Consider the following 19,244-nt stretch of genomic DNA (forward strand, 5'->3'; position numbering starts at 1 on the left):
TATTGATTTAAGCCTTTTTACATAGGAAATAAGTATAGCGAATTAAAACATAGCTGACTGCTAAAAAGGCTATGAAAAGCTCAATTGTAGCTAAAGGCGTTAAGAGAAAGTTTAAGTCAGGATAGTTTTTGCTTAACAAACTAACCGCAGTCGCCGAGATAACCAGAGGAAATGTGAAAGCTGCATAACTAGGATAAAAAGGCAACCGTAATAAAGGAATGATGAGCACAACGGTAATGAGGTAGATGAATTGCGACAGCACAAACAAGCTAAAAACAAAGAGAGTAGACTTGTGATCCATCACAGTCAAGTAAGCTGCTAGACAAAGAGAACCAGGAGCTGTAAGTATGGTAATGAGCGGAAGGGTGGATTCGTGCATTTTCTTGAAAATGAATATGCGGTGCCCAATGATTGGAAGCAATATAAAATAGAAGAGGAGTGCAGGCCATAGTACAATACGACCAATTTCTAAGTTAAAAGCTGTTGCGGTATTTGGGATAACACCAAGACCAACAAAGGTAATGAACCAGCTGGGATAAACATGGTGCATTCCGACTTTTTGAGGAATAATATGAAGAGCGATAAAGTATGCCATTAACACGAAATGAAGGAGAACCGCAATCAACCAGATAAGATAAACAAGAGGGGAGTGTGGAAAAACTCTGTTGAGAAAGACACAAATGACCATCCAAGCCATTGTAAAAGTCGGAGAAACTGAACCGATGATAGGGTCTTTGAGTGACTCTATAAGATGACGCATGGTGAATATAAGTTTCATAAGTATCAAGGTCATAAAAAAGAGACCAGCCAGATCAAAAAAGTTACCTAAGACAGGGTATCCCTTGGAGTAGAGAAGATTACCCAAAGATACCATACCTAAGATTAAACCACAAATGGGAATAGGAATTTTTTTCAAAAAATCTAAAAATACTTGTTTCATAAAGAACTCCTAAAAGATTGATTTGAGTATGAACTGTGGAGGTAACTTCCTGCAGTTCATTTACTATCTTAAGTATAAAACACTTGATTTAATTTGTAAAATGAATTATTGTAATTATAAGGATAGAAAAAAATAATAAAAATTCTGAAGGAGGACAGCTATGTTTTCACTACTTGAAACATTCATTGCCATATATGAGACAAGAAGTTTTACCAAAGCAGGGCAATATTTGTTTATTTCACAGCCCACAGTGACTGTACGGATAAAGAAATTAGAAGAAGAACTAGGGAATTCCCTCTTCATTCGAGGGAAAAATCGCGAAGTGATTCCGACAGAGGCGGCTAAACTTCTGTATAGCAAAGCTGTCAAGTATGTGCAGGATTGGGAGCAGCTGCAGTCGGAGCTCAACCAGAAAAGTCTAACAAAAAAACCTTTCAAAATAGGGCTCTCGCAAAGTGCAGCGATCGGTATTATGCCCAAGTTATATCCAAAACTGATGCCATATTTGGATCAGATAGACTTGAAAATATCTATGTATGATTCGGAAGAAGTTTTCAACCTAGTAGAGGACCATGAGCTGCATTTTGGTATTATTGAAAAAACTTTAGCCAGTGAGCAAGTAGAGACTTTTCCTCTGTTTAAAGACGAGCTTGTGTTAGCAGGAGATTTGAGTAGTGAAACGTTTTTTACAAGAGAAGTTGGTTCAGGTGTTGGGCATTATATTAAAAAATATCTTCAAGAAGAAAATTTCGAGCCGCGCCATCTGGTGAGAATGAACAATAATGACATGATTATTGCCCATGTCCAAGCGGGATTGGGTGTTTCTCTGATTTCAAAACGCTTTGTTTCAGAAGGGCTACCTTATCAGAGTTTGGGCAGCAAATATCATCGGACATTTTTAGGACTTACTTATGCAGAAGAAAAAGACCCTCTGATGCTTGAAATCATCCAGAACATAAGAGCGTCTATTGATTATTGAGGCACGTCGTAAGCCATTGGCCGATACTATGATAGACCTCCTCGTATTCATCTTCAAAGAGGATTTCATGTCTCAGTCTAGGAAAAAGTTGAAGGTCTAGGTGGCGGAATTCTGCTTTTTTCAGTTCTTGATATACTTTTTGAGGGCCTTTTCCAAAGTTCCCCACAGGATCATCTGTGCCGCTTAAGATTAAGATTGGCAAGTCAGTAGGCATATTTCTCATCCAGTTTTTTTGGTTGGCTCTTTTGACGAGAGAAAAAAGTGTGACAAAACCGTTGTGTGTGAAAGTAAAGCCTAATAAAGGATTGCTTTCATAGCTGGCTACATTTTCTTGATTTTTAGAAAGCCAATTAAAATTTCCCTTTTCGGGGAATTTTTTACTGTAGTTACCGAAAGCAAGTTTATCGATGGTATTGGCAACAGTTTTAGCTCTTTTTTGACTGATTTTTTCTATAAATGGTAAAAGAAAATTCAAGTGTTTAGGGCTGGTTCCAGTACCCATAAAAATCGCCCCCTGAATGTCAACGGGATAGTCCTGAAGAAAGTTACGTAAGGCAAAAGAGCCCATACTGTGTCCCATCATAAAATAAGGTAACTCTGGGTATTTTTGCTGTGCCCAGTTTTTTACCAAATGAATATCGGTAATAACATTTTTTAAGCCCTCTTCACCAAAATAACCATAAACTGGCTCTTGTTTATTTATAGAATACCCATGGCCTAAATGGTCATGACCGACAACAGCAAAACCGATGCTATTGAGATAAAGTGCAAAATCATTGTAGCGCTCGATATGTTCTGCCATGCCGTGGATGAGTTGGATAACTGCTTTGGGTTTTTCGAGTGACCAATGGAGCAGATTAAGTTCAGTTTGCTTATCACTTGATATTAATGTACATTGTTCAATCATAGATGTGGCTCTCTTTCCAGTAGATATGTATCAGATTTCAAGTTTATTATAACAAAAAGTGAAGACTGCTTTGAGAGTATTTCTTTATATTTAAAATGTACAGAAAACTAAGTTGTGTTATAATACTCAATGCCCCTATCTCGCTAAATAAGAGTAATCCATCGCTTTCCTCATAAAGTGTTGCCATTTTTGTCCTGTTGCAGAGTGATTGATAATTTTCATAGAGAGAGGTGTGGTATAATAGTTATAACTTTATCTTACTAGAAGAAAGAAAGGAAAACATGGTTTATTATCCAGAACCAATCGCTAAACTTATAGAAAGCTTTAGCAAGCTGCCCGGTATTGGGCAAAAAACAGCGACACGTCTGGCCTTTCATACGATTGGAATGGATGATCAAGACGTCAATGAATTTGCCCGAAACCTTATATCAGCAAAGCGTGATTTACGCTTTTGCTCAATCTGTGGTAACTTAACAGAAAGTGATCCCTGTGCTATTTGTGAAGACGCTCTTCGTGATCGGACAACGATACTGGTTGTAGAAGAGAGCAAGGATGTTTTGGCCATGGAAAAAATCCGTGAGTACAGAGGACTTTATCATGTCTTGCATGGGACGATTAGCCCGATGAACGGCATCGGACCTGATGAAATTAATGTCAAGAGTCTCTTGACAAGGCTCATGGGCGACAGCCAAATAGAGGAAGTTATCCTTGCTACTAACGCTACATCTGATGGTGAGGCTACAGCTATGTACCTCTCCCGTATGATTAAACCTGCGGGAATCAAGGTGACACGTTTAGCACGTGGTCTTGCCGTGGGATCAGATATTGAGTATGCTGATGAGGTTACATTATCAAAAGCAGTTGAAAATCGTATGGAAATTTAAGTGGAGAAAATTATGTCAAAAGAAACATTGATTTTGTTATATGGCGGTCGCAGTGCAGAACGAGAAGTATCGGTTCTTTCAGCTGAAAGTGTGATGCGTGCAGTTAATTATGATAAGTTTGTAGTCAAGACTTACTTTATCAGTCAAGCTGGTGATTTTATCAAAACACAGGAATTCACTGAAACACCTGCCGAAAATGAAAAATTAATGACTAATGGAACAATCAAGATAGAGCAAAAAGTTGCTCCATCTGATATTTATGAAGAAGATGCAGTTGTTTTTCCTGTCCTACATGGACCTATGGGCGAAGATGGCTCAATTCAAGGCTTCTTGGAAATTCTGCGCCTTGCTTATGTGGGGCCAAATATCCTGTCAGCCAGTGCGACCATGGATAAGCTATTGGCCAAGCATGTTTTTTCTGCAGTGGACATACCACAAGTGCCTTATGTTGCAGCCTATGCGGATGAAAACCAAGCCAAAATTCATGCAGAAGTTCAAGAAAAACTGACTTTCCCAGTTTTTGTTAAGCCAGCTAACATGGGCTCAAGTGTCGGTATTTCTAAAGTAAGTAGCCTAGAGGAGTTGGAAGCAGGTCTAGCAGAAGCCTACAAATATGACAGTCGTGTCCTTGTTGAACAGGGAGTTGTGGCGCGTGAAATAGAGTGTGCAGTACTGGGCAATGGTGGGAAGGTCCGCTCGACTCTTCCAGGTGAGGTTGTTAAGGACGTGGATTTTTACGACTACCGTTCAAAATATATTGACAATAAGATTGAAATGGCGATTCCCGCCGATATTCCAAATGAGATAGCGGAAAAAATACGCGATTATGCTGAAAAGGCTTATCAAGCGATGAACGGTGCTGGTTTATCACGCTGTGATTTCTTCTATGATGAAAAGGGCAACATTTATCTCAATGAAGTTAATGCAATACCAGGGTTCACACAATGGTCAATGTATCCTTTGCTCTGGGAAAATATGGGCTTGTCATACAGTGAGCTGATTGAAGAATTAGTTTCCCTTGCTCAAGAAGCTTTTAAAAATCGCGAAAGCCATCTTCTATGAGTAGAAAAGTTTATAGCAGAGCCTATCAGAAACTTAAAGAAACTTCTTTAGGTTTTTTTGGATAAGATTTTTATTTTTAATGAACTATAGAGGGGAACATATTAAAGGGAGGGGGAGATATTCTGATGGAAACAACTTATGACAGTAAGATCAAAAACAGACTAAAGAGAGCAGACGGTCAGCTACAGGGGGTTCTACGCATGGTAGAAGAAGGGAAAGACTGTGAGGCAGTAGTAACACAGCTCAAAGCAGTTCGCTCTAGTCTCGATAGCTTGATAGGACTTATCGTTGCTGAAAATTTACAAACCTGTCTTCTATCACTAGAAGAAACTGATGAAAAAGAGCGTGAGAGAAAAATAAATCAGGCGATTAAAATGGTTATTAAAAAGTAAGTGCTGGAGAGAGGCACTTTTTCTGGCACAATGGGCACTTTTCAGCCCTCATAAAGCACTGGTTTGAAATGCAATCCTGTAGCATTTGTTTCAGCTTTCTATTCGACAAAAAACCTCTTTGCTGAGTCCTATCGCCATCATCAATCAATGAAATAGGAACAAAAGTCTAAATTTATCCAAAGTTAGTCAGGACATGAAATGAAAACGCTCACTAGCGGCAAACTCTTATACTGAGAACGCGCGTTTTTTCTGTTTTTAAGACATTTATCTTAGCCTCTGGTATAATGGAACTATGAAGCTTACATTACACGAAATTGCCCGCGTTGTCGGTGCGACAAACAACTGGTCAGAACTGGCAGATACAGAAGTTCACAATATTGAATTTGATAGCCGTGAAGTCAAAGAAGGTGATCTTTTCTTGCCCCTTAAAGGGACAAGAGATGGTCACGCATTCATTGAAACAGCTTTTGCACAAGGTGCGATTGCGACATTTTCAGAAAAAGATATTCAAGCCCCACATTTACGTGTCAAGGACTGCTTGACTGCTTTTCAAAGATTAGCCCAGTATTATCTAGAAAAAATGGCGGTTGAAGTAATTGCTGTCACAGGGTCAAATGGTAAAACAACTACAAAGGACATGATTCAGGCGGTACTTTCTGAAAAATATAAGACCTATAAGACACAGGGGAATTATAACAACGAGATAGGCATGCCTTACACCATCTTACACATGCCGGATGATACTGAAAAAATTGTTCTGGAAATGGGGATGGATCGCCTTGGCGATATTGATTTTCTCTCAAAAATAGCCAAGCCTAAGATAGCAATCGTAACTCTCATCGGCGAGTCTCATCTAGAATTTTTCGGAACACGTGACAAAATTGCGGAGGGGAAATTGGGCATCAAGTCAGGCTTACGACCAGAGGGTGAACTTATTGTCCCAGCAGATAAAATTATCAATAAATATTTGCCAGCAGATACAAAAATTACGCGTTTTGGTCCAGATGAAGGTATTTTTGTGACGCAACTCATCGAACATAAGAACATGCTCAGTTTCACTACAAATTTCTTGAACAGGGAGATTACTATTCCTGTTCCAGGAAAATTTAATGCGACCAATGCGATGCTTGCTGCCTATGTGGGAACCTTATTTGACATTGAAGAAGATAAGATTGCACATGCGCTTTCCAGCGTGACATTGACTCGAAACCGCACAGAGTGGAAGAAAGCAAGCAATGGTGCCGATATCCTCAGTGATGTTTATAATGCTAATCCTACAGCCATGAAACTTATCTTAGAAACCTTTCAGGCAATACCTAAAAACGAGGGCGGACGTAAATTTGCGGTTCTTGCGGATATGCTTGAGCTAGGAGAGCAAGCACCAGAACTTCATGGGAACATTGCTCAATCCCTTGATTTTTCTGTCATGGATCATGTCTATCTATATGGTGAGTTAATGAAAAATCTTCTGGTGGAACTTCCACAAGATAGAGTTTCTTACTTTACAGATTTAACAAATCTTGCAGAAAATATTAAAGAAATTTTGGGTCCGCAAGATCAACTTCTCCTTAAAGGGTCCAACAGCATGAAATTAGGAACAATTGTTGAAGAATTACAAAAATAAGCATGTAAAATGCTTTTTTAATACTTGAAATAGGAAACAATGTTCGGAAATAGTCCATAAAAATTTTTAATGTCAAAAATTTACAAAAAATATGTAGAAAAGTCTTTACAATTTAGGTTGAATTAAGTATAATAGAGAACATAATAAATTTTCAGACAATACTAAACAAATAAGGTGTTGTCGAATAAATCAAATAGAAAGAGGATGTTACATGGATAATTGGAAAAAAGTATCATTAGGAACAGTTGCCCTAGCTTCGGTAGGGCTCCTAGCAGCTTGTGGAAATGGCGGGGGGGACTCAAAAGCAGCCAATCCCCAACTCTCAGTTCCTACAAACATTGCGACATTGGATTCAGGTTTGGCGACAGATGCGTATTCAAATCTCTTTATCGGAAATGTACAAGAAGGTTTGACACGTGTTGACGACAAAGGTGTTGCTCAAAACGCTTTGGCATCAGATATTAAAGTATCAGATGACGGTTTGACATACACGATTACTTTGCGTGACGGTCTTAAGTGGTCAAACGGTGATTCATTGACAGCAAAGGATTTCCTTTATTCATGGCAGCGTGCTGTAAACCCTGAAACAGGTTCACAATATGCTTACTTGTTGGGGAACATTAAAAATGCGAATGAAATCAACACAGGTAAGGTTAAAGACCTCAACGAGTTGGGCGTAAAAGTAAATGGTGACCATGAGCTTGTAGTTACATTGACACAACCAACGCCTTACTTTAAATTCCTTCTTGCTAATGGCGTTTACAAACCTGTAAACAAATCGGCAGTTGAAGAATTTGGTAAACAGTACGGGACTTCATCTGATAAAGTTGTTTATTCTGGACCATTCATGTTCAAGAAAGATGCAGGATGGACAGGAACAAACAACAGCTATTCACTTGTAAAAAACCCTGATTACTATGACAAAGATAATGTAAAATCAGAAGAAATCGACTACACTGTTCAATCAAATCCAAATACAGCTGTTCAGCTCTTTAAACAAGGTAAGCTAGACCAAGCAAGCTTGGGTACTATGGATTTGTATAATGCCAATAAAGGCTACAATGACGGTAAGGATCTTGTTGTTCTAAAAGAAGCAACAACTGCTTATCTTCAATATAATCAATCTGGTGGTGGTACAACAAGTCCAGAAGTAGCAAAAGCACTTCAAAATAAAAATATCCGCGAGGCACTTAACTTAGCAACTGACCGTAAAGCTATCGTTGATCAATTCATCCCAGCAGGTACAGTAGCACAAACCTTTACACCAGCAGGCATGTCAGTAACAGCAGATGGTAAAGACTTCGCTGAATTTGCCAAACAAGATTACAACTACGATGCTGCGAAAGCAAAAGAACTTTGGGAAAAAGGTTTGAAAGAAGTCGGTGTAACATCACTGAATCTCCAGTATACAACTGATGCTGATGCGCCAGTTTCAAAATCTATCGCTGATTTCTTGCAAGCTTCACTTTCTAAAACATTGCCAGGCTTGACACTTACTCAAAAAATCGTACCTTTCCAACAACGTTTGAAAGATTCGAAAAACCAAAACTTTGATGTGGTTCTCTCACTTTGGGGTGGTGACTATGCTGAACCATCAACATTCTTGCAACTCTTTGCAGATGGCTCAGGTTATAACGATGGTAAATTTGTAAATCCTGCTTACCAAGCGGCTTGGACAAAAGCATCAACAGTGCCAGTAGTATTGGACGATAAAGCTCGTGATCAAGCTTACAAAGATGCAGAAGCAGCGCTCTTTGATGAGTCAAGCATCAACCCAATGTACTTCCGTTCAACACCAGTTCTTCGTAACCCACACCTTAAAGGTTTGCAATTTAACTCAACAGGTTTGACTTACGATCTCAAAGGTGTTTACATCGAAAAATAGTAGGCACTAACATCAAACGAACAAGTAGGGCTTATTAGGCCTACTTTTCGTGTTTTTATTAAGGAATTATTATATGTTAGCTAAATATCTCGTAAAACGTATCTTATTGATGCTCTTGACATTATTTGTGGTTATTACGGCAACTTTCTTCCTGATGCAAGTTATGCCAGGAACACCTTTCAATAACCCCAAATTAACACCAGAACAAATTCAACAGTTGAATGCTGCATATGGTTTAGATAAACCGTTGATTGTCCAGTATTTTATCTACCTGCAAAATGCCTTCACAGGTAACTTTGGAACTTCATTTACCTTTGCGAATCAACCTGTGAGTACCATGATTGCCCAACGTTTACCTGTTTCGGCACAGCTTGGTTTTGAAGCACTCCTTATCGGTGTTGTTGCTGGAGTGTTCTTTGGTGTTGTTGCAGCACGTTTTAAAAACACTTGGATTGATGGTCTTTTGAGTATTATCTCAACAGTGTTCTTCTCTGTTCCTTCTTTCATCGTAGGTACTTTGCTCCTTCTTTACTTTGGTTACACTTGGCAGTTATTGCCTGTATCAGGTTGGGGGACATTTGCCCAAACAATATTGCCAGCGTTAGCCCTATCCTTTGCTCCAATGTCTCAGGTAATGAGCTTTGTCCGTGCCCAAATGATTGAATCACTTTCATCAGATTATATCTTGCTGGCTCGAGCTAAAGGTTTATCTGATCGTGAAGTGCTTTGGAAACATGCTATCCGTAACTCTTTGATTCCGATGCTGACACTCATAGGACCGATGAGTGCAGGACTTTTGACCGGATCAGTTTTGATTGAGACTATCTTCTCAATTCCAGGTATCGGTCAACAGTTTGTTCAGTCTATTCCTTCAAAGGATTTTCCTGTTATCATGGGGACAACAATCGTCTATGCTGTGATGTTGATGGCGATGATTTTAATCACAGATATTATTACAGCCTTTGTTGATCCACGTGTGCGTTTAGACTAGAAAGGAGGGGAGAAAATGGAAAATATTAACAGTAAATTTAAACTTGTAACACAGCGTGATTTTGAAGCGAGTGAAATGATTGCGAAACCTGCCCTCACTTTCTGGCAAGATGCTTGGCGCCGTTTCAAGAAAAATAAGGTGGCGATGGTAGCGATGATTCTCGTTGTTTGCACGCTCCTGTTCTCCGCAGTTTCGACAGTTTTGGTCCCTCAATCAGAGGCCAATCATTTTGATCCTAATGAGGTACAAATATATAAGAACTTGCCACCTAAACTCGGCAATCTAAATATTCCTGGGTGGAATGGTAATTTTGCAGCGCCAGGAAGTACGATTGCGGAAGACATGTATAAGGTGCAGAATGTCCCAGAAGGCAAATCATTTATCTTTGGTACAGATGCTCTGGGACGCTCAATCGCCAAACGTACAATCGTTGGTTTACGTATTTCTTTGATTATCGCCTTTGCCTCCATCGTCTTTGATGTGCTTATAGGGATTACTTATGGATTAATTTCAGGATGGGTTGGTGGAAAAGTTGATACAGTGATGCAACGTATCATCGAAATCATTAGCTCTATTCCAAGTTTAGTTATTGTAACCATGTTCGGACTTTTGCTGGGTCAAGGGATAATTTCAATTGTCTTAGCTATCGGTCTCTTTATCTGGACAGGAATCGCCCGGCAGGTAAGAAACATGACCTTGTCGCTGAAAGAACGGGAGTTTGTACTTGCAGCGAAAACTCTGGGTGCAAGCCCATTCAAGATTATGGTAAAACACCTTATTCCAAATATGCTGGGTGTTATTATCGTACAAATTATGTTCGATATTCCGTCAGTCATCTTCTTTGAAGCTGTTCTTTCTGCGATTAACTTAGGTGTTAAACCGCCAACAGCATCATTGGGTTCATTGATTTCTGACGGTATTCAAAGTTTGCAATTCTATCCATTCCAAGTTGCAGTACCTGCAGTAGTCTTGTCACTCTTGTCACTTGCCTTCTTCCTCTTTGGTTATGGCTTACGTGACGCTTTTGATCCAAAATCAGGCCAAGACTAAGAAATGAGGAAGTAAAATGACTGAAAAAGAAGAAAAAGTACTTGAAGTAAAAAATCTGCATGTCAATTTCAAAACATATGCTGGAAAGGTGAAAGCCATCCGTGATGTTTCCTTTGACTTAAAAAAAGGTGAAACCTTAGCTATCGTTGGGGAATCAGGTTCTGGTAAATCTGTAACAACCAAAACCTTGATGGGACTAAATGCAGCCAATGCCGAAATTCCTGAAGGCGAAATCCTTTTTAAGGGTCGTAATCTGCTTGACATCAAAGAAGAAGATTGGCAAAAAATCCGAGGCAATGAGATTTCAATGATTTTCCAAGATCCGATGACTTCATTGGACCCAACCATGCGTATCGGAAATCAAATTGCGGAACCTTTAATTAAGCATAAAGGGATGAAGAAAAAAGATGCTTTGGCAAAAGCTTTGGAGCTGATGAAAGCGGTAGGGATTCCCCAAAGTGAGCAGCACATCAACGACTACCCGCACCAATGGTCGGGTGGGATGCGTCAACGTGCGGTAATCGCTATTGCTCTTGCTGCTGATCCAGAAATTCTTATTGCAGATGAGCCAACAACCGCCTTGGATGTAACGATTCAAGCACAGATTATGCACATGATGGCAGAGCTGCAACAGCGTATTGAATCCTCAATCATCTTTATCACTCATGATTTGGGTGTTGTTGCAGGTTTTGCTGACCGTGTTGCCGTTATGTATGCCGGGGAGATTGTGGAATACGGGACTGTGGAAGAAATTTTCTACAACCCACAACATCCTTATACATGGGGTCTCTTAGACTCAATGCCAACTGTTGACACAGATGTTGAGCGACTTGTATCAATTCCAGGAACGCCTCCAGATCTGCTCCATCCGCCAAAAGGCGATGCCTTTGCTGTCCGTAACCAGTATGCTTTGGAAATTGACTTTGAAGAAGCACCGCCATACTTTGAAATTTCACCTACACATCAAGTGAAATCATGGCTTTTAGATGAGCGTTCACCAAAGGTAACACCATCTGAAAATATCCAACAGCGTTGGGCGCGTTGGGAAGAAATGAAAATGAAGGGAAATGCTGAATAATGACTGAAGAAAGAAAAAAACTTGTCGAATTCAAGGGTGTTGACCTAGTTTTCAACAAGGGTAAAAAGAATGTCAATAAAGCCATCAACGACGTTTCTTTTCACATCTATGAGGGGGAAACATTCGGTCTTGTAGGTGAATCAGGTTCTGGTAAAACAACAATTGGTCGTGCAATTCTAAAGCTTTATGACATTCATAAAGGTGAAATTCATTTCAATGGTAAGGATGTTAGCAAGATTAAGGGAACTGAGCTGAAAAAATTCCGCGAAAAGGTACAGATGATTTTCCAAGATCCGCAAGCCTCATTGAATGGCAGAATGCGTGTTAAGGATATCATTGCTGAAGGGATTGACGTTAATGGGTTAGCTAAAACCCCAGAAGAACGCACAGAAAAAGTTAAAGAATTGCTCCAATTGGTAGGGCTTAATCAAGATCATATGACACGTTATCCTCATGAGTTTTCTGGTGGACAACGTCAACGTATCGGTATTGCCCGCGCTTTGGCAGTGAATCCTAAATTTATTGTAGCTGATGAGCCAATTTCGGCATTGGACGTCTCTATTCAAGCTCAGGTCGTCAACTTGATGCGTGATATCCAAGAAAAAGAGGGCTTAACCTATCTTTTTATCGCCCATGACTTATCAATGGTTAAATATATTTCGGATCGTATCGGTGTCATGCACTGGGGGAAAATTCTTGAAGTGGGGACCTCAGACCAAGTGTATAACCATGCTCTACACCCTTACACAAAATCATTATTGAGTGCGATTCCTGCACCAGATCCAATCTCAGAGCGTAGTCGTGTGCCACAGTCTTACGATCCAACAGCTGAGCTGGATGGACAGCCACGTGAGCTTCGTGAAATCACTCCAGGGCACTTCGTTTTGTCAACTGAAGAAGAAGCTGCTGAATACAAAAAAATTGCAACAGCTTAAGAAATAAACTGCACCACAAATGGTGTGGTTTTTTAGATAGAGCTGGGAAAATAGTGAAGCTATACTGTTTTACTTTTGAAATTTCTATAAATGATATAAAATGAAGTTAAGGATTTATAGTTTATTTTGAAAATTTTTTATGGCAAGAGGAGGGGAAGCAATGGATTTTTTTAAAGAAATTATAAGTAACCAAATACTGCTAACGGCTCTAGTGGGATGGTTTGCTGCACAAATAATTAAAATTATCGTTGATGTATTTCGTTATAAAAAGCTGGATTGGAGTTTACTTTTTGCGACAGGAGGTATGCCGAGTTCCCACAGTGCTCTAGTTGTTTCAATGACGACAGCAACGGGATTATCGCAAGGGTTTGACTCGCCTGTTTTTGCTGTGGCAACAGTTTTTGCCTTTGTGGTGATGTATGATGCGCAAGGGATTCGACGTCAAGCAGGAACGCATGCTTATATCTTGAATATCATTATCAAAACGATTGAGAGCCCCAAGATCAATGCAGAAAAAGCGCTGAAGGAATTACTGGGGCATACACCAGTACAGGTGCTTGGCGGTGCTATTTTAGGAATCCTTGTTGCACTTTTGATGAATTGAAGCAGGCTGTACTGTTATTGTACATAGGATAACACGCTATCAGAGTCGTATAAGCTATTTCTCATCAAGTTTTCTCTTGAATATTAATATATAAATACACATACAAAACAAAGAGTTGCATCAAAATCATGCAGCTCTTTATTTTATAGATACACTTTTTATTGCTTGGTGAACGCTTCTTACTAATTTCATGCGAGCCATTATTCCGTAAGGCTACACGCTTTTGAATTTCGCAAAAGATTATACATGGGTAAGATATATTTTACATGAATAAGCATCAATCTATAATACTAGATTAAATCTTTGCTGAACAGGGATTTTTAACTCTTGTAACTGCCAGCTAAAAGTATGATAATAGCAGTGGAAATACCTTTTTTAGAGAAGGAAATTTTATGGAAAAGAAAAAAGGAATTATACTTGCTGTTGCTACAGTTACATTTTCAACCATAGGATTTGCAAATTTAACAGTCACAAAAACATCTGCAGACGAAGTGAAAAGTAGTCAAACTTCTTCTGTTCAAGATTTAGGTCAATTTGATAAATTTATTGAAGTATATAACAATAAATTTATTGTTAAAGATAGTGACGGAAAAATACCAAATACTACTTTATCCGAAATTAATAAGGTAGTATCTGATACAAATAAATATATTCAAGATAATAATTTAACGATTAATCCTTCAACTAAAATGGCCCTACAATGTGTGTCTTTTGATAATACAAACTCCTTAGCTCGTTCTTATGGGACAATGGTCTACTTGCAATCCGGTGGAACAGTGTACGAGTTGGTCTAGATAAAGGACTAACAAATGATATTCTCCACGGTGGGGTTGCAGGAGCAGGCTTTTATCTCGGATTTTTAGCTGGTGGACCTGCGGCAGGAGCAGCTGTTGTTATTGCTACCGTGATAGTTGATAGACATTTGTATACCAAATCAGGTTGGTGGTTTGACTATAATGTATATCTGAGACGTGTCACTAACTTTGGAAGGCAATAAAATAATTAAAAGGATAGTTATGAATAAATCATCGACCATCAAAGCATTACTCATGATAACGTTTATTATAATTACAGTTATCGTATTTCGACATATAACATTTTTATCTGAAATTTGGAATACAGTGTTTCTAACCCTTTTTATCCTTGTAGAGTACTTCTTTGTAAATAAAATCGTTGATAAAATTGCTCCATAAACCATTAAAATATTTTCATCATATCTGACTCTCTCATCTATAGGTATTAATACATTGTCAAATTCTCTCCTAATTACCTTAAAACCGTCTGTTGAAAACGGAAATATTTTTTTATTCTTTATCTTTCCAGTTGTACGCGTTTTGTACTCTGATGGATACGTTGATAAAAAAAGTAGATACAAAAGAACAAAAAAACTCAAGATATTTTAAACTATGAGCTAATTGTTTATTAATTCTGTTGCAAAGACTATCTTTTTTCCTCTATTTTTACAATAAAATAGACTTGGCGGAAAACTTAGTAATAAATCTGGATCTAGTAAGATAAAAATTATAGGAGAAAAAACATGGAAGATGCAAAATTTTTAAATGCTGCTGGTCCAATATGTACTCCTATTTGGCTTCAGTGTACACTACAAGACCAAATACGTAATCCTACCTAGTAATAGTATACGCTTTTATCTACAAATTAGATATCTTTTAATTACCTGCATTTGTAGAGGAGAAAAATGGACTCAGAAATAAATAATTAAGATTGGAGTAAGGTTTATGAAAAGAATAAATTTGAAGAAAATTGTTTCAATTATTGCTGGAGCGTTGTTAATGGTTTCCGTAGTGATACCCGCAGTTGGAAAAGCTGGAACAAGAACAACAAGTTGTTATAAAGGCTCAGCACTGATGTGGAGTAATGATTACGTAACATTTTCTTATAATGGTAAATCAGTTACTAGCTCTTATGCATATCAAGATGGAGGGGCTATCTTCCCGCTTACCATGTCACTCAAAGGAATTAAGATGGTATCAAAAACCACAACTCAAAGATCTTATCAAGGGCGCTACTTAGGTGGTGGTGGCATCCCGATTCCGTGGGGGAATGCTAACTTAATTAGTCAAACGAAAACAATGCAAACTTGGGTTTGTTCCAATGCTTCATGGACTGCAAATTGGGTAGGTTAATTGAAAAAATATGGAGCCAGAGGGAGACTATTTGTTTTCTTTTGGCTCTTCTTTAAGGAAAAAACATGGAAAATGTAAAGATAGAAGAACTTTATAAGCAATTTTCTGAAAAAATAATATTTGAAAATGCAAACGCCACTTTTGAAAGTGGGAAAATTTCATTTTTGATGGCTCCAAATGGTTTTGGGAAAACAACTTTGATCAAACTACTTTCAGGACTACAGAAAGAAGATAGTGGAAGAATAAAGAATCTCCACATACATCAAGACAGTTTTACATTATATGATGATTTATCTTTGTATGGTAATTTATCTGGGTATAAAAACATAGAAATTTTTACAAAATTTAAATACTCTAAAGAGGAAATTGATGCAGTAGCTATAAGGTATTTACCAAGCTCGAGACTAAAAAAGAAGATTTCCCTTATTATTTGGGAATTGCTTACGCCCAAGTTATCCATGATGGATGAGATTACGAATGGTTTGGATTACCAAGCCTTAGCTGATTTAAAAAAGGTATTGAGCGAGGCGAAGACAGATAAAATTATTTTATTAACAGGTCATGATTTCAGCTTTTATGAGGACATAATTGATAATCTTTATGTTTTGAGCGATTATAAAATTATACAAGAAATGAAATGGAAGGACTATGGAGTAAAGGGAACATATGAAAAATACTTTGCGCCAAGAAATTAGCTATTTAATGAGTTCTAAAACTTTATTAGTAGGGGCTTTATTGTTAATGCTTCTTCTTATTTTTGGAGCCTTCCAAGCAAAGATAACACAAACGAGTAGTGTTATGCAGTTTAAAGAAACTCAGAAGGTGTATAACAGCGAGCAGGAATTTGAAAATGATTTACATAAACCTTATTCTTTGAGTCAGTCTACAAATGGTCAAGATCAAGTGGATACTTCTATTGAAAATTCAGCGAGGTATAGTTATGAAAGTCTGATGATATCGAATAATCAGATGAGTTTGCTTGGATTTCCGAAATTCTTTCTTAAGTATTCTGGACTAATATTTTTACCAATAATTTCTGGATTTTTAGGTATTTTTGTCGCAACTTATGACTATAAAAGTGCTACTTATAAGAGAAAATTGAACCATAATTCATGGCAAGAGATTTTGGTGGGGAAATACCTTGTCATAATAAGTGTTTTATTTATTGCTTTAGTTTTTACCACTTTAATTTCACTTGTTATAGGTGGTTTATCTGTTCATTTTATTGAGAGTATAGATGTTTCAAAATACGGTTCAATTTTTGAGGTCCACAATTCACTCCTTGATTTAGCTGCCCTAGGATTAACTGTTTTCCTCATGGATGTCATTACTGCGGTTATTTGGTTTACTTTATCTCTAATTATAAAGAGTAGTGTTATAAGCATTGTTTTATTCTTACTTTATGATTTAGTATTACCTAATTTTGGGAAATATGATTTTAAAAATGGAATGATGAATGTCTTTTCAAATGTTGGAAAAGATGTCATTACTCAGCCAGTACCTCTGCTGCAAATACCTTTTTTAGAAGCATGGGGAATCTTAATAGTCCATGTTCTACTTGCTTTAGGAATTGGGTGGGGGATTTTTTATAAAAAAACGCGATTCACTCTTTGAAAAAATTCCCCAAGGAAGATAAGCGAACAGTTGAAATCTTGTTGGCTGAGAATCATTTGAAGATAGAGATTGCATGAGAGAAAGAATCATAATATTTTAAACAGCAAAGAACGGGGACGAAAAGTAAATTTTTTCGCAATCAATTTTATAAATGGGATTTTCCATTTTTTATTTTGATGTTTTGCAGCATTCCTTGCTTATAGGAAAGAGTGATTCTCGGTCTCATAATTTTTATGCCTTGTCGGAGTCTCATGGAGGTCAACCTAGAGTCAAGACGATAATTCTGTTATAATTAAGAAGCATATAATTTGATAAGAATAGGTTTGAAAAATGAATAGAGCAGAAGAAATAAAAAAACGCCGTACCTTTGCCATCATCAGTCACCCGGATGCTGGTAAAACAACGATAACAGAACAACTCCTTAAATTTGGTGGAGCTATCCGAGAGGCCGGAACCGTTAAAGCACGTAAGACAGGTAACTTTGCTAAGTCTGACTGGATGGATATTGAAAAAGAACGGGGGATTTCCGTGACTTCATCTGTGATGCAGTTTGATTATGCTGGCAAGCGCGTGAATATCTTGGATACACCCGGGCACGAGGACTTCTCAGAAGATACTTACCGTACTCTGATGGCCGTTGATGCTGCCGTTATGGTTATTGATAGCGCCAAAGGTATCGAGGCCCAGACGAAAAAACTTTTCCAAGTTGTAAAACGCCGTGGTATCCCTGTATTTACCTTTATTAATAAATTGGACCGTGATGGGCGTGAGCCGCTTGACTTACTGAGCGAATTGGAAGATATCTTGGGAATCGCTTCTGTGCCAATGAACTGGCCAATCGGGATGGGGAAAAACTTCCAAGGGCTCTATGACTTCTACAACAAACGTATCGAAGTTTACCAGCCTGAAAACGGAGAACGTTTCATTGAGTTTGATGAAAACGGCGAGATTGATGCCAGCCATCCCTTGACAAATAACCCTTTCTACGCACAGGCTATGGAGGATGCAGAACTTTTACTCGATGCAGGTAATGAATTTGATGAGAAGAAAGTTCTTGCAGGTCAGCTCACGCCAGTGTTTTTCGGCTCGGCTTTAACAGACTTTGGCGTTGAAACTTTCCTGGATACTTTCTTGGCCTACGCGCCCGAGCCAAATGGCCACAAAACAGTAGAGGGTGAAATCATCGATCCCCTGCGCGAGGAGTTCTCGGGCTTTGTCTTCAAAATTCAAGCCAATATGGACATTCGCCACCGTGACCGTATCGCTTTTGTTCGTATCGTTTCTGGCGAATTTGAACGCGGGATGGGCGTGAAGCTCCTTCGTACAGGCAAACAGGTCAAGCTTTCAAATGTTACTCAGTTTATGGCAGAATCCCGTGAAAATGTTGAAAATGCTGTGGCAGGTGATATCATCGGGGTTTACGATACAGGAACTTACCAAGTCGGGGATACACTGACGACAGGTAAACTCAAAACGCCTTTTGAGCCCTTGCCAACCTTTACTCCGGAACTCTTTATGCGTGTGACTGCAAAAAATGTTATGAAGCAAAAATCATTTCAAAAGGGTATCGAACAGTTGGTACAAGAAGGTGCAATCCAGCTCTATAAAACCTACACGACAGGAGAAATCATGCTTGGTGCGGTTGGGCAGTTGCAGTTTGAAGTTTTCAAACATCGTATGGAGAATGAGTACAACTCAGAAATTATCATGACACCACTGGGAAGTAAAACAGTACGTTGGATTAAGCCAGAAGACTTGGATGAGAAGATGTCATCAAGTCGAAATATCTTGGCTAGAGACCGCTTTGATCATCCACTCTTCCTCTTTGAAAACGACTTTGCCATGCGCTGGTTCAAAGATAAATACCCCGATGTGGAATTGATGGAGCAGTTTTCTGTTTGAGACTTTTCCGGTTCTGTATAATCTGTGGTGGTAGATTAAAATCTACTGCCCTTTTTTTATACAAGAAAAGCCATAGTAATTCGCTAAAATGTAGTTACCACACAAACACTTTAGTTAGGATTCCTATGACTCATTCCGATTTTATCACATTGATGCTAGACTTGAAAGCCTCAGACCTCATTTTCCCTGAAGAAAACTACTTCCGACTTGGTTTTACAAAGCTGACAGGACATCATCAAGCACAAATCTT

General features: G+C 38.4%; 18 protein-coding genes. 16 read left to right on the forward strand and 2 right to left on the reverse strand.

Going from position 1 to position 19,244, the window contains the following annotated elements:
- Positions 1–7: 7 nt before the first annotated feature.
- On the reverse strand, positions 8–940 hold the full coding sequence (locus ACGHCK_RS10380) for a TDT family transporter (protein WP_202229826.1): 933 nt from the start codon (positions 938–940) through the stop codon (positions 8–10).
- A 160-nt stretch (positions 941–1,100) separates the two neighbouring features.
- Between ACGHCK_RS10380 and ACGHCK_RS10385 the strand changes: the two genes are divergently transcribed.
- A complete protein-coding gene (locus ACGHCK_RS10385) occupies positions 1,101–1,919 on the forward strand; it encodes a LysR family transcriptional regulator (RefSeq protein ID WP_251422781.1) in 819 nt (272 codons plus the stop codon).
- On the opposite strand, the gene ACGHCK_RS10390 is transcribed toward ACGHCK_RS10385, so the two are convergent.
- Positions 1,906–2,826, reverse strand: a complete 921-nt coding sequence (locus tag ACGHCK_RS10390; RefSeq protein ID WP_271328238.1) for an alpha/beta fold hydrolase — start codon at positions 2,824–2,826, stop codon at positions 1,906–1,908. The two genes, ACGHCK_RS10385 and ACGHCK_RS10390, sit on opposite strands and share 14 nt — an antisense overlap.
- Before the next feature lie 281 nt (positions 2,827–3,107).
- On the opposite strand from ACGHCK_RS10390, the gene recR reads away from it, so the two are divergent.
- The 15 genes from recR (at position 3,108) to ACGHCK_RS10465 (ending at position 18,994) form a co-directional block, all read left to right on the forward strand.
- On the forward strand, positions 3,108–3,710 hold the full coding sequence (gene recR / locus ACGHCK_RS10395; RefSeq protein ID WP_202229832.1) for a recombination mediator RecR: 603 nt from the start codon (positions 3,108–3,110) through the stop codon (positions 3,708–3,710).
- Between the two features lie 12 nt (positions 3,711–3,722).
- Complete coding sequence (locus tag ACGHCK_RS10400) at positions 3,723–4,772, forward strand: D-alanine--D-alanine ligase (RefSeq protein WP_251422775.1); 1,050 nt, start codon at positions 3,723–3,725, stop codon at positions 4,770–4,772.
- 125 nt (positions 4,773–4,897) lie between these two features.
- The gene (locus ACGHCK_RS10405) at positions 4,898–5,164 is read left to right on the forward strand and encodes a metal-sensitive transcriptional regulator (RefSeq protein WP_202229836.1); all 267 of its coding nucleotides are present in this window, start codon (positions 4,898–4,900) and stop codon (positions 5,162–5,164) included.
- Between the two features lie 292 nt (positions 5,165–5,456).
- The gene (locus tag ACGHCK_RS10410; protein ID WP_251422769.1) at positions 5,457–6,788 is read left to right on the forward strand and encodes a UDP-N-acetylmuramoyl-tripeptide--D-alanyl-D-alanine ligase; all 1,332 of its coding nucleotides are present in this window, start codon (positions 5,457–5,459) and stop codon (positions 6,786–6,788) included.
- A 211-nt stretch (positions 6,789–6,999) separates the two neighbouring features.
- Positions 7,000–8,673, forward strand: coding sequence for a peptide ABC transporter substrate-binding protein (locus tag ACGHCK_RS10415; protein WP_202229840.1), 1,674 nt, complete (start codon positions 7,000–7,002; stop codon positions 8,671–8,673).
- Positions 8,674–8,746: 73 nt separating this feature from the next.
- Positions 8,747–9,664: an ABC transporter permease gene (locus ACGHCK_RS10420; RefSeq protein WP_202229843.1), complete on the forward strand. Its 918-nt coding sequence runs from the start codon at positions 8,747–8,749 to the stop codon at positions 9,662–9,664.
- 15 nt (positions 9,665–9,679) lie between these two features.
- Positions 9,680–10,714: an ABC transporter permease gene (locus ACGHCK_RS10425; RefSeq protein ID WP_202229845.1), complete on the forward strand. Its 1,035-nt coding sequence runs from the start codon at positions 9,680–9,682 to the stop codon at positions 10,712–10,714.
- Positions 10,715–10,730: 16 nt separating this feature from the next.
- Positions 10,731–11,792, forward strand: coding sequence for an ABC transporter ATP-binding protein (locus tag ACGHCK_RS10430; RefSeq protein ID WP_251422766.1), 1,062 nt, complete (start codon positions 10,731–10,733; stop codon positions 11,790–11,792).
- On the forward strand, positions 11,792–12,727 hold the full coding sequence (locus ACGHCK_RS10435) for an ABC transporter ATP-binding protein (RefSeq protein WP_251422763.1): 936 nt from the start codon (positions 11,792–11,794) through the stop codon (positions 12,725–12,727). Before ACGHCK_RS10430 ends, ACGHCK_RS10435 begins: the two co-directional genes overlap by 1 nt.
- Before the next feature lie 160 nt (positions 12,728–12,887).
- The gene (locus ACGHCK_RS10440) at positions 12,888–13,331 is read left to right on the forward strand and encodes a divergent PAP2 family protein (RefSeq protein ID WP_202229851.1); all 444 of its coding nucleotides are present in this window, start codon (positions 12,888–12,890) and stop codon (positions 13,329–13,331) included.
- A gap of 392 nt (positions 13,332–13,723) precedes the next feature.
- The gene (locus ACGHCK_RS10445; protein ID WP_251422760.1) at positions 13,724–14,125 is read left to right on the forward strand and encodes a hypothetical protein; all 402 of its coding nucleotides are present in this window, start codon (positions 13,724–13,726) and stop codon (positions 14,123–14,125) included.
- Positions 14,126–15,070: 945 nt separating this feature from the next.
- Positions 15,071–15,478 carry a hypothetical protein gene (locus tag ACGHCK_RS10450; RefSeq protein ID WP_271328239.1) on the forward strand — a complete coding sequence of 136 codons (408 nt, stop codon included), beginning with the start codon at positions 15,071–15,073 and terminating at the stop codon, positions 15,476–15,478.
- Positions 15,479–15,543: 65 nt separating this feature from the next.
- Positions 15,544–16,173 carry an ATP-binding cassette domain-containing protein gene (locus ACGHCK_RS10455; RefSeq protein ID WP_271328240.1) on the forward strand — a complete coding sequence of 210 codons (630 nt, stop codon included), beginning with the start codon at positions 15,544–15,546 and terminating at the stop codon, positions 16,171–16,173.
- Positions 16,145–17,092, forward strand: coding sequence for a hypothetical protein (locus ACGHCK_RS10460; protein WP_271328241.1), 948 nt, complete (start codon positions 16,145–16,147; stop codon positions 17,090–17,092). The genes ACGHCK_RS10455 and ACGHCK_RS10460 overlap by 29 nt, the downstream gene beginning before the upstream one ends.
- 330 nt (positions 17,093–17,422) lie before the next feature.
- The gene (locus ACGHCK_RS10465) at positions 17,423–18,994 is read left to right on the forward strand and encodes a peptide chain release factor 3 (protein WP_251422748.1); all 1,572 of its coding nucleotides are present in this window, start codon (positions 17,423–17,425) and stop codon (positions 18,992–18,994) included.
- Positions 18,995–19,244 lie beyond the last annotated feature (250 nt).

Origin of the sequence: Lactococcus muris (assembly GCF_042849115.1) — a bacterium.
Taxonomy (GTDB): Bacteria; Bacillota; Bacilli; order Lactobacillales; family Streptococcaceae; genus Lactococcus; species Lactococcus muris.

Coding starts and splice junctions, on each gene's coding strand:
- ACGHCK_RS10460 (WP_271328241.1), top strand. CDS start 16,145: ATGAAAAATACTTTGCGCCAAGAAATTAGCTATTTAATGAGTTCTAAA.
- ACGHCK_RS10450 (WP_271328239.1), top strand. CDS start 15,071: ATGAAAAGAATAAATTTGAAGAAAATTGTTTCAATTATTGCTGGAGCG.
- ACGHCK_RS10445 (WP_251422760.1), top strand. CDS start 13,724: ATGGAAAAGAAAAAAGGAATTATACTTGCTGTTGCTACAGTTACATTT.
- ACGHCK_RS10420 (WP_202229843.1), top strand. CDS start 8,747: ATGTTAGCTAAATATCTCGTAAAACGTATCTTATTGATGCTCTTGACA.
- ACGHCK_RS10435 (WP_251422763.1), top strand. CDS start 11,792: ATGACTGAAGAAAGAAAAAAACTTGTCGAATTCAAGGGTGTTGACCTA.
- ACGHCK_RS10440 (WP_202229851.1), top strand. CDS start 12,888: ATGGATTTTTTTAAAGAAATTATAAGTAACCAAATACTGCTAACGGCT.
- ACGHCK_RS10405 (WP_202229836.1), top strand. CDS start 4,898: ATGGAAACAACTTATGACAGTAAGATCAAAAACAGACTAAAGAGAGCA.
- ACGHCK_RS10465 (WP_251422748.1), top strand. CDS start 17,423: ATGAATAGAGCAGAAGAAATAAAAAAACGCCGTACCTTTGCCATCATC.
- ACGHCK_RS10425 (WP_202229845.1), top strand. CDS start 9,680: ATGGAAAATATTAACAGTAAATTTAAACTTGTAACACAGCGTGATTTT.
- ACGHCK_RS10410 (WP_251422769.1), top strand. CDS start 5,457: ATGAAGCTTACATTACACGAAATTGCCCGCGTTGTCGGTGCGACAAAC.
- ACGHCK_RS10380 (WP_202229826.1), bottom strand. CDS start 940: ATGAAACAAGTATTTTTAGATTTTTTGAAAAAAATTCCTATTCCCATT.
- ACGHCK_RS10430 (WP_251422766.1), top strand. CDS start 10,731: ATGACTGAAAAAGAAGAAAAAGTACTTGAAGTAAAAAATCTGCATGTC.
- ACGHCK_RS10385 (WP_251422781.1), top strand. CDS start 1,101: ATGTTTTCACTACTTGAAACATTCATTGCCATATATGAGACAAGAAGT.
- ACGHCK_RS10415 (WP_202229840.1), top strand. CDS start 7,000: ATGGATAATTGGAAAAAAGTATCATTAGGAACAGTTGCCCTAGCTTCG.
- recR (WP_202229832.1), top strand. CDS start 3,108: ATGGTTTATTATCCAGAACCAATCGCTAAACTTATAGAAAGCTTTAGC.
- ACGHCK_RS10390 (WP_271328238.1), bottom strand. CDS start 2,826: ATGATTGAACAATGTACATTAATATCAAGTGATAAGCAAACTGAACTT.
- ACGHCK_RS10455 (WP_271328240.1), top strand. CDS start 15,544: ATGGAAAATGTAAAGATAGAAGAACTTTATAAGCAATTTTCTGAAAAA.
- ACGHCK_RS10400 (WP_251422775.1), top strand. CDS start 3,723: ATGTCAAAAGAAACATTGATTTTGTTATATGGCGGTCGCAGTGCAGAA.